A 10350-nucleotide genomic window follows, 5' to 3' on the forward strand; every position below is an offset into this window, starting at 1 on the left:
GAGGCAAAAAGCGCCTCTTCGTCAGGGCTTCCAACGTCCTCTTGTTCTAAGCGAGCCACCTGCACTTTTTTATAGTAATTCAAACACTCCCGCTGCTCCCATTCCGCCGCCGATACACATTGTTACGATACCGAATTGTTCGTTGCGGCGTTTCATTTCGTGAATAAGAGATAGTGTTAGTTTCGCTCCTGTACAGCCAAGTGGATGTCCAAGTGCGATTGCACCGCCGTTTACATTTACTTTTTCTTCATCTAATCCAAGCTCACGAATAACTTGGATAGATTGAGAAGCGAATGCTTCATTTAGTTCGAATAAGCCGATATCGGATAGCTCTAAACCAGCTAGTTTTAACGCTTTCGGAATTGCAGCGATTGGGCCGATTCCCATTACTTCTGGTGGTACTCCAGCTACTGCAAATGAACGGAATTTCGCAAGTGGTTTCATGCCATCGCTCACTGCTTTTTCACGATCCATTAATAGTACAGATGCTGCGCCGTCACTCATTTGTGAAGAGTTACCAGCTGTTACAGAACCGCGAACGTTAAATGCTGGACGTAATTTACCTAAAATGTCTAGCGTCGTCTCTGCTCTTACACCTTCGTCTTGTGCGAAAATGATCGTTTCTTCTTGCAATTTGTTGTTTGATCCAACCGTACGTAACGTTACATCCACAGATACTGTTTCATCAGCAAAGTTCCCTGCAGCTAATGCTTTTGCTGCGCGCTGATGACTTCTTACCGCAAATGCATCTTGCTCTTCACGAGAAATTCCATATTTCACAGCAACTTGCTCTGCTGTATGTCCCATACCCATATAATATTCTGGAGCCGCTTCTACAAGGCGACTATTTGGACGAACAACGTGTCCCATCATTGGAACTAAACTCATTGATTCCGCTCCGCCTGATAATACAGCTTCAGAGTGCCCAAGCATAATGCGCTCTGCTCCGTAAGCGATACTTTGTAAACCTGAAGAACAGTAACGGTTAATTGTAATAGCTGGAACATCGTAAGAAAGTCCTGCTAGCCCGCCGATATTACGAGCCATATTTAAACCTTGCTCTGCTTCTGGCATCGCGCAACCGAAAATCAAATCGTCGATTGGTCCTTCATAATTCGCACGCTTTAACGTTTCCTTTACTACTAACGCCCCTAGATCGTCAGGACGAACTGTTTTTAATGAACCCCTCTTTGCTTTTCCAATTGGTGTTCTTGCTCCCGCAACAATGACAGCTTCTCTCATGAACGATATCTCCCCTCGTTATTAGTTACGTAATGGCTTCCCTTTTACAAGCATGTGCTGCATTCTTGCTTGTGATTTCATCTCACTTACTAAGCTAATAAATGCTTCACGTTCTACATCTAATAAATATTGCTCGTCAACTTCTGTTCCGTACGGTACTTTTCCGCCCGCAATGACATATGCAAGTTTCTTCGCAATGTGAAGATCATACTCAGAAATATAACCAGATAAATGCATTGCTTCTGCACCAAGTACAAGCGTTGCATAGCCTGTTTCGCCAACAACTGGTATCTTTTTACGAATCGGTGCTTTATAACCTGCTTCATATAAAGCAAGCGCTTTTTGTTTCGCATCATATAGTAAGTGATCACCATTCACACTAATACCGTCTTTATCGCCTAAGAAGTTGTTAGATACAGCTTCTTGTGCTGATGTAGAAACTTTCGCCATCGCTACAGATTCAAATACTTTATTCGCAACTTTTTGTAAGTCGAATTCTACACCATTTGCCATTTTGTTTAAGTGTTTAATGTATAGCTCTTTGTTACCGCCTCCGCCAGGGATTAAGCCAACACCTACTTCTACTAAGCCCATATATGTTTCGCTAGAAGCTTGAATGCTCGCTGCTGGTAAACAAACTTCTGTACCGCCGCCAAGCGTCATACCATATGGTGCTGCTACAACTGGCTTAGAAGAGTACTTAATTTTCGTCATTGCATCTTGGAAGTTTTTCACAACCCACTCAATTTCAAAGTAGTTGTCATCTTGTGCTTCCATTAAGATCATTGCAAGGTTCGCACCAACGCAGAAGTTCTTCGATTGGTTTCCGATAACAAGACCTTTATAATTCTTTTCTACTTCATCAACAGCGTAGTTAATCATTTGCGTAATATCCATACCGATTGCATTGCTCTTCGAATGGAATTCTAGGCAAAGGATGCCATCACCTAAATCAATTAAGCTCGCTCCGCTATTTTTCTTTAACACGCCGTTTTTCTCTTTTAATTGTTTAAGAGAAATTGCTTTTTTGTTACGCTCGATTAGCTTATATTCACCATTATCATAATAGTAGCTATCGCCATTATCATACTTATAGAAAGTAGTAAAACCTTTCTCTAACATTTCTTTCACCCAAGTAGGAACAACCGCGCCGTTTTCTTCCATCTTTTGAACAGACTTTTCAACACCGATTGCATCCCAAATTTCAAATGGTCCTTGCTCCCAGCCGAAGCCCCATTTCATTGCTTGGTCAATTGCAACAATATCGTCAGCAATTTCTTTATGAAGTTTTGCAGAGTATAAAAGAGTTGGTGTGATAATATTCCATAACAACTCTCCTGCGCGATCTTTTGCGTATACAAGCGCTTTCAATTTATTCGCTAATCCTTTTTCTTGCTTACTTAACTCTACGGATGCAGCTTTTAATTTTTTACGCGCTTCGTATTCCATCGTTTCAGGATTTAATTCCAAAATTTCTTTTCCTTGTTTTAAGAAGAAGCCTTGACCAGTTTTACTTCCAAGCCATTTTTTCTCAAGCATGTCATGCATGAAAGCTGGTACTTTAAATACGTCGCGCTCTTCTTCTTGTACATTTTCATATACGTTATTTGCAACGTGCACAAATGTATCTAAACCAACAACATCTAATGTACGGAACGTTGCGCTCTTCGGACGACCAATTAATGGACCTGTTACAGAGTCAACTTCTCCAACGCTATAGCCACGCTTAATCATTTCTTGAAGCGTTACAAGCAAGCCGTACGTACCGATGCGGTTGCCGATAAAGTTTGGTGTGTCTTTTGCGATAACAACGCCTTTTCCAAGAACGTCTTCGCCAAATAATTTCATGAAGCTTAATACTTGTGGATCAGTTTCTTTCGTCGGTATTACCTCTAGAAGTTTTAAATATCGTGGTGGGTTAAAAAAGTGTGTACCTAAGAAGTGTTTCTGGAAGTCGTCTGAACGACCTTCTGCCATTTTTTCAACGGAAATGCCTGATGTATTTGAGCTCACAATTGAGCCTGGTTTACGAACAGCATCTACTTTTTCAAATAGTTTTTTCTTTATATCTAAGTTTTCAACTACTACTTCAATAATCCAATCTACATCAGCAAGACGCTCAAGATCATCTTCTAAGTTACCTGCTTCAATCAGCGCTAGATTACCTTTCACTGTCAGAGGAGCTGGTTTTTGCTTTACTAGTTTTTGTAGTGCAGTGTTACTAAAACGATTTCTCACACTTTTATGTTCTAATGTAAGTCCCTTCGCTTCTTCTTCTTTCGTAAGCGCCGGTGGTACAATATCAAGCAATAATGTCGGAATACCAATATTAGCTAAGTGTGCCGCAATTCCTGAACCCATTACGCCTGAACCTAGAACAGCAGCCTTTTTAATTTGGAACATCCAATTCTCCCCCTATTCTTGAATGAATGCTCATTCAATTTTTCGACATAAGTCGCAATCAATGAGTGAGCCTCTACTAATAAATATATGACAACGTTTGAATTTTCGCAATATATTTATTGATAAAATTTTCTGAAATAAATACTTTTCTTTCATTTGGCTATGCTATGTATGTGTATTTTCGTTACTCAAATACACTTTTCCTTTTTATAATCTGACTAAACTGGAGGAATATATATGGCAAAAATTAAGAAGAACCCTTCAAAAGCTGGAATTAGTGCAGCAAGCGTAACAGGAAATGCTGGTCCAATTGATCGTGGCGTTGAAAAAGGGCGTCAAGGTAATAACCAACAATATAAGAAGCATAATATGGGCGAAAAATAACGCTATATTTTTGGGCAGAGAACGTGGCATAATGATTAATGGCTGCTTTTTCTGCCCAATTTATTTGTACATACGGAAAACAAAAGAGGGAACGACGATGAAACGAACAATAATTATGATTGTAATGATTGCCACACTATTTACAGGGATGATTTTCTTCTCTTATTCACATAGGCAACAAGTTGTAAGAGCAGATCAACCTGATATTACTGGTCAATATGGGATTACAATCGATGCAGACACAGGGAAAATTTTGTATGGAAAACGTGAAGATGAACGCTCTTATCCGGCTAGTATAGCCAAAATGATGACGACCCTTCTCTTACTAGAGAATGTAAAAGAAGATGAGGAAATTACGATTACAGAACACGCGATTAAAACAGAAAGTCAAAGCGCAAAGATTAAGCTACGCGCAGGTGAAAAATTAAAACGTGATGAAGCATTAAAGCTTATGCTGATCATTAGTGCAGACCCAATCGCTGAATCAATTGCAGAACATATTGCAGGATCAAAAGAAGCGTTTGTGAAAATGATGAATGCTAGAGCGAAGGAACTTGGTACAAAACATGCAACTTTCAAAAACGCAAGCGGTGCTGATGCACTTGGAAATAAAGTATCACCTTATGACATTGCTATTATTACGAAAGAAGCATTAAAATATCCGATTGTTTTAGAATATATGAATTCAACACGCACAACACTGCATACTTCAGAGCGCTCTCCCAAAATTGCAAACTATGGACGAGAAGAACTATATGACGATCCATATGCGATTGGAAGTAAAAGCGGTTTATCTGCACTCGGAAAATATACAGTCGTAACTGTTGATGAAAAAGACGGTAAACGTGTTATTAACGTCGTATTATCTTCTACTCGTACACAGCTATATCCTGATGCGAAGAAAATGGCACATTACGCATTTCAACAATTAAAATAACCAAGGAGAATTTTCTCCTTGGTTATTTTTTGATCATACCTTTTAAAACGAATGCAACGTTTGCTGGACGCTCTGCTAGACGGCGCATGAAATAGCCATACCAGTCGTTTCCATAAGGCACGTAAACACGCATTTTATAACCTTCTTTTACTAGCTCAAGTTGACGCTCTGTACGAATACCAAATAACATTTGGAATTCAAATTGATCCCTTGAAATATTGTGTTCTTCGGCAAGTTTTTTCGTATATTCAATAATCGCTTCGTCATGTGAAGCAATTGCAGTGTAATTTCCATTTAATAAGTGCATTTTAATAATTTTTTTATAATTGTCATCTACATCTTTCTTGTCCGGGAACGCTACTTCTTCAGGTTCTTTATAAGCCCCTTTTACAAGACGTAAATTCGGATTATAAGCATTTAAATCTTCAATATCTTTTTCTGTACGATATAAGTACGCTTGAATAACAGTACCGATATTATCGTATTCAGATTTTAATTGTTTAAAGATATCAATTGTTTTTCCGCAACGCGTATAGTCTTCCATATCAATTGTAACAAACACACCATTTTCTTTTGCAGCTTCTAAAATGCGGCGCATATTATTCATTACAATCTCATCAGAGATATCTAATCCCATAGAAGTCATTTTTAAAGAAAGCTGCGAATCAAGACCTTCTCTTCCAATTGCACGAATCGCTTCAATCGATTGGGTAGCCATTTCATTTGCTTCGGCTTCATTATCAACGAATTCACCTAAATAATCGATTGTTACACAAAGACCTTGCTTGTTTAATTGTTGAATTGCCGCTGTCGCTAATTCAATCGTCTCCCCTGCGACGAAGCGACCTGCACCAAAGCGCAAACCGTACTTTTTAGCCAGTTTTGTTAGCGCTTTATTTTTTGACAAGAAAAGAAACGAATTTCGCATTAATTGTTCCATGTAATTCACCCCTATGACTGTACTTTATCTGTTTTTTACCCCTCTTCAAAATTATATCATTCTTTAAAATTATTTGATACAAATAATTATTTAGATAATTTATAAAATACTATAAAAATATTTAAAACCCTATATTCTCGCTTGTAAATATGAAGGAAATATTTTTCGACATTTAGAAAAAACAGGTTTACTAGGCAAAAAATAAGCATACTGAAAATATTCGACATGCTTATAAAACCCTTTATATTCCATGTAAGTTATATAAGGATATTAATAAAGAAAACTTGAGGTAACATTACCTCAAGCTTTCTCACTTCTCATTTCGCTTCTCATCATTTAACTTTTTAATATTCGTAATTAACTGTACCATCTCTTCTTTCGCGTCTGGATACGTCTCATTCCAATGCTTCACTAAAGCTGGCATCGTCTTAGCGATGTAAGAATAAAGTGCCCATTTTTGCACCTGCTCTTTTCGTTCTTCATTACTTTCTCCTAGCAGTAGCTCTGTGTACTTTTCTAAAAGTCCATCAAATTGCTCATTAAACTTCTCGCTCATCTCATTTCCTCCTATATGTAACACTATAAAAAAAGCAGCGAAGGTCGCTGCTTTTTCTTATAATTTTGATCGAACAGAGTTTAACTTCTTCTCCATCGTGCTTACTTTATCACGACGATCATCGATACGAATTGTTGTCGCAACGCGCTGTGCACCTTTCGTATACGGTACTTCATGCATTTGTTGAATTACTTCTAATAAAACAGGAAGATCTCCTTCAATTACTGTATTCATCGGTGTTAATTGATACTTCACGCGATCAGCATTTTTCTCTAACACTTTTTGTACTTCTGCTACATATTCACTAACACTTGGATTATCTGTTCCTACTGGAATAATCGATACGTCAACAATTGCCATCGTAGTCTTCCTCCTATAATTGCTTCTTATATATCCATTGTCTATTTTACCGAAATCCTCATCATTTTACTAATTTGTTATTCCTCTACTTTAAACTGCTCAACTAATCTTTCTAAGTCTCTCATATGCTCTGTCAAACTTTCCATCGTATGAGCTACTTTTTCTAAATGATTCACTTGCGATTCAGTTGCAGCATTTACCTCTTCAGAAACAGCTGCACTTTCTTGACTCGTACCAGCAATTGTTTGCATTACCTCTGTAATTTCTCCCTGCTCGTGTCCTATATTACTTACCTCTTCTACAATTTTTTCAACTGAGGTACTAATCGTATTTACAACTGACATAATCGTGCGGAATTCCGTTTCTGCCTCTGTCGTCACTTGATTTTGTATATCCGCAATATCTTTCAATTTACTTACGACTTCTACAACTCGTTTTACTTCTAATTGTACATCACCAATCATCGTTGCGATTTCTCCGGTTGCCTCTTTTGATTGTTCAGCTAATTTTCGAACCTCTTCCGCAACAACCGCAAATCCCTTACCTTGCTCACCTGCACGTGCCGCTTCAATCGAAGCATTTAGAGCAAGTAAATTCGTTTGATCCGAAATACCTTTTATAAGCTCTACAACATTTTGAATCGATCCGACTCTTTGCTCTAATTTACCGGATGCTTCCTCTGTATGAACAACAATCGAAGATGATTCTCCTTTTGTACGAACTAAATTCCGCATCGTATTTAATCCTTGCTTAGATGCCTCTTCTGCTTTGCCAGCCACTCCTTTTATTTCACCAACGGAGCTATTCATTTGTTCCACTGACTGCGCCATATTCTCAAGCTGCGCTGAAACTTCATCTACACTATTAGCAAGAGTAGATGCTCCTCCGCTCACATCATCCATTGCACCTGATACTTCTCTACTAGCTGCTACCGTTTCATTCGTTAAATAATGTAAGTTATTCGTTGATTGTTGCACTGTCGATACACTATTTTTAATTTTACTTACCATTTCATTCATTTGCTCCACCATATGATTAAAGTGAGTCGTAAGCGTACCAACCTCATCTTTACTTGTCACTTTCATTTGCAGTGTTAAATCACCTTCCGCTACTTTATGAACGTGATTTGTTAACAATTGTAACGGTCTTGCTAATCTTCTTGAGAATAAATATGAAGCTAATATTCCAATCAATAAACTTATACATGCCATTATAATAACTGTATTTCTTGTTTCTACGAGTAAGTTATCAATTGACTCTTTCGGATATACAATCCCAATTTTCCATTTCATCTTATCAAATAACTGACTATAGGCTACTACATCTTTCCCACCTAATGTCGCCACCGCAAATTTCGTTTCATCTTTATGTAAGCTTTTAACGAGTGGTTCTTTTGAAACATCTTTTCCTACTTTTTCTGGATACACAATGGCAATATTTTTATCATTTACAATAAACATTTCTCCGCCATTATTATATTGAATATTATGGAGTAGCTTTTGAATCGTCCCTAATGATACATCCATTGCTACAACCCCTAACACAGAACCATCTTGTCCGACAATGGCTTTTGAAACTCCAATACTTAACTTACCTGTCGCGATTTCATATTGTGGTTGTCCCCAAATAATCGATTTTGTATCTGCTTCTGATGTTTTATACCAAGGACGACTTGTTGGATCATATCCTTCAGGTACTTTTCCTCCGTCAGCAAGATTTGCGCTTAACGTTTTTTTATCTTTCGTCCCAATATATACATCTAAAATATCAGGATGATTCTTTTTAAATCTTGAAAATTCTTTTAAAATAAAACTCTCCTCTTCTGGAGTAACCCCATCTTGTAACATGTTTTGAATATCATCATGACTTCCATAATGGCCCATATCTTCTTCAATCCGCTGCATAAATGCAGTTAACTGCTCTGTTACAAGATCCATCGTATTTTGAGAATACTGATCAAGGGAACGAGTCTCCTTCTCTTTCTGTAACTGATACACAGCTGTACCTAATATTACAAACATCATAGAAATAAGCACCGAAAATACTACCGCAATTTTTAAACGTAAACTTCTTAACATCTTCCCCCAAGCATCCCCTTCTCGATGAAATTTAATCATATTAATCACTATATTAAGTATAATAGATAAATAGGAAAGCTCAATCTATATAGTTTAAAAATTTGAAATTTGTTCTCATTCCAATCAGCTTAGTTATTATCGTAGTACTTGTGTAAAAACAAATAGTTCATTATCCTTAACATATAATCTCATTCGTTCGGAGGGAACTATGTTACAAAAATTCGGTTTCTCACAATATGAAAGCCAAGCTTATGAAGTTGTCGTATCAAGCAATGAACCATTAGATGCAACAACCATTGTTAAACATTCAGGTGTTCCAAAAGCAAAAATATATGAAGTGTTAGCACGCCTAATTGATAAAGGGATGGTAATGGATTCTGTTTCAGAAAAGAAAAAATTGTATACAGCATTACCACTCAAGCTAGCAATTGAAAAGTTAACGACAGAATTCCAATCTAATATTAAAGAACTTGAAAATAATATTTCTAAAAAATCATTTACAGATGACCGTGTTTGGAGTTTAAAAATGCAGTCTTCTATTAAAGTACAAAGTAGGCAACTTGTAGAGGATGCGAAAGAATCCATACGCATCTCCGCATGGAATGATACCCTTTTAGAATATCTTCCTTTACTAGAACAAAAGGCAAAACAAGGTGTCCAGATCGAGGCCCTCATAGTTGGAAAAGTAGAAACAGACTTAGAAAACATGCATTTTCTAATCCCAACTGAAGAGCCTAACGCATTAGAGCGCTACTTACTGCTCATCGTTGACGGTCGCGAAATTTTATTTGCTGGTGTAGAACAAGAATCATGGCAAGCGATGAAAACAATGTCGCAGCCTTTCGTGAAATTTTTTACGGAATTCTTCTATCATGACGTTGCACTTGCGAAGATTACAGAGAAGCACCATGATCTCTTTATGGAAGATGAGGAAATTAAGAGTTTATTGATGAAGTTGAGATATTAAAAAAAACGCCTTTATTTCAAGGCGTTTTTTGTTATGCTTTTTGTCTCATTCTTAACACATATGCCCCAGCAATTATAAATCCAATCCCTAGAATAAATAAGAGCGCAAACTCTTTCGTACCACCTGTCATTGGTAAACGAACTTCATCCTTAGCAGGCTTTTCTATTGACTTCACATCATCTGTAGAAGGTTTTACTTCTCCACCCGGTGTTTGAGGCTGATCAGGTTTAGGAGTTGTAGAAGGTTTCTCTTCTTTCTTGTTCTTTACAGTATGCTTAATAATTTCTCCATTCTCTTTTATTTCAAATGAGAATGTTTCCTCATTCATTACATATCCATTCGGCGCTATTGTTTCTTTATATGTGTACTTTCCGTATGGTAGTTTAAACTTCGCTACACCTTGCTCATTCGTTTTTCCTTTTGCTACTTCTTTTCCTTGTTCGTTATAAATTGTAAACTCTGCATTTGGCAGTTTCGTATTTC

Annotated in this window: 10 protein-coding genes; 3 read left to right on the forward strand and 7 right to left on the reverse strand. The window is 37.3% G+C overall.

Annotated features, from left to right (window positions below):
- Nucleotides 1-69: 69 nt before the first annotated feature.
- Both BAU28_RS09035 and BAU28_RS09040 read right to left on the reverse strand, forming a co-directional pair.
- Nucleotides 70-1242, reverse strand: a complete 1173-nt coding sequence (locus tag BAU28_RS09035; RefSeq protein WP_001206342.1) for an acetyl-CoA C-acetyltransferase — start codon at nt 1240-1242, stop codon at nt 70-72.
- A gap of 21 nt (nt 1243-1263) precedes the next feature.
- A complete protein-coding gene (locus BAU28_RS09040) occupies nt 1264-3645 on the reverse strand; it encodes a 3-hydroxyacyl-CoA dehydrogenase/enoyl-CoA hydratase family protein (protein WP_071718380.1) in 2382 nt (793 codons plus the stop codon).
- 237 nt (nt 3646-3882) lie between these two features.
- Here BAU28_RS09040 and BAU28_RS09045 point away from each other — a divergent pair, with 237 nt between their 5' ends.
- Entirely contained in the window at nt 3883-4029 is a 147-nt protein-coding gene (locus BAU28_RS09045) for a YuzL family protein (RefSeq protein ID WP_071718381.1), read from the forward strand.
- 97 nt (nt 4030-4126) lie between these two features.
- Nucleotides 4127-4966 (forward strand): D-alanyl-D-alanine carboxypeptidase family protein, encoded by an 840-nt coding sequence (locus BAU28_RS09050; RefSeq protein ID WP_071718382.1) that lies wholly within the window; start codon nt 4127-4129, stop codon nt 4964-4966.
- Between the two features lie 22 nt (nt 4967-4988).
- Here BAU28_RS09050 and BAU28_RS09055 read toward each other — a convergent pair whose 3' ends face one another.
- From BAU28_RS09055 to BAU28_RS09070, 4 genes are all read right to left on the reverse strand, one after another.
- Nucleotides 4989-5906 carry a proline dehydrogenase family protein gene (locus tag BAU28_RS09055; RefSeq protein WP_002174080.1) on the reverse strand — a complete coding sequence of 306 codons (918 nt, stop codon included), beginning with the start codon at nt 5904-5906 and terminating at the stop codon, nt 4989-4991.
- A gap of 310 nt (nt 5907-6216) precedes the next feature.
- Nucleotides 6217-6462, reverse strand: coding sequence for a YusU family protein (locus BAU28_RS09060; protein WP_002145027.1), 246 nt, complete (start codon nt 6460-6462; stop codon nt 6217-6219).
- A 57-nt stretch (nt 6463-6519) separates the two neighbouring features.
- Nucleotides 6520-6822 (reverse strand): MTH1187 family thiamine-binding protein, encoded by a 303-nt coding sequence (locus BAU28_RS09065; RefSeq protein WP_071718383.1) that lies wholly within the window; start codon nt 6820-6822, stop codon nt 6520-6522.
- Nucleotides 6823-6899: 77 nt separating this feature from the next.
- Nucleotides 6900-8900: a methyl-accepting chemotaxis protein gene (locus BAU28_RS09070; protein WP_071718384.1), complete on the reverse strand. Its 2001-nt coding sequence runs from the start codon at nt 8898-8900 to the stop codon at nt 6900-6902.
- Nucleotides 8901-9108: 208 nt separating this feature from the next.
- Here BAU28_RS09070 and BAU28_RS09075 point away from each other — a divergent pair, with 208 nt between their 5' ends.
- On the forward strand, nt 9109-9867 hold the full coding sequence (locus BAU28_RS09075; protein WP_071718385.1) for a TrmB family transcriptional regulator: 759 nt from the start codon (nt 9109-9111) through the stop codon (nt 9865-9867).
- A gap of 31 nt (nt 9868-9898) precedes the next feature.
- On the opposite strand, the gene BAU28_RS09080 is transcribed toward BAU28_RS09075, so the two are convergent.
- Nucleotides 9899-10350 (reverse strand): prealbumin-like fold domain-containing protein (locus tag BAU28_RS09080; RefSeq protein ID WP_165615156.1); only part of this gene is annotated, 452 nt, incomplete at its 5' end.

It is taken from the genome of Bacillus paramycoides, from assembly GCF_001884235.1.
Classification (GTDB): Bacteria; Bacillota; Bacilli; order Bacillales; family Bacillaceae_G; genus Bacillus_A; species Bacillus_A paramycoides.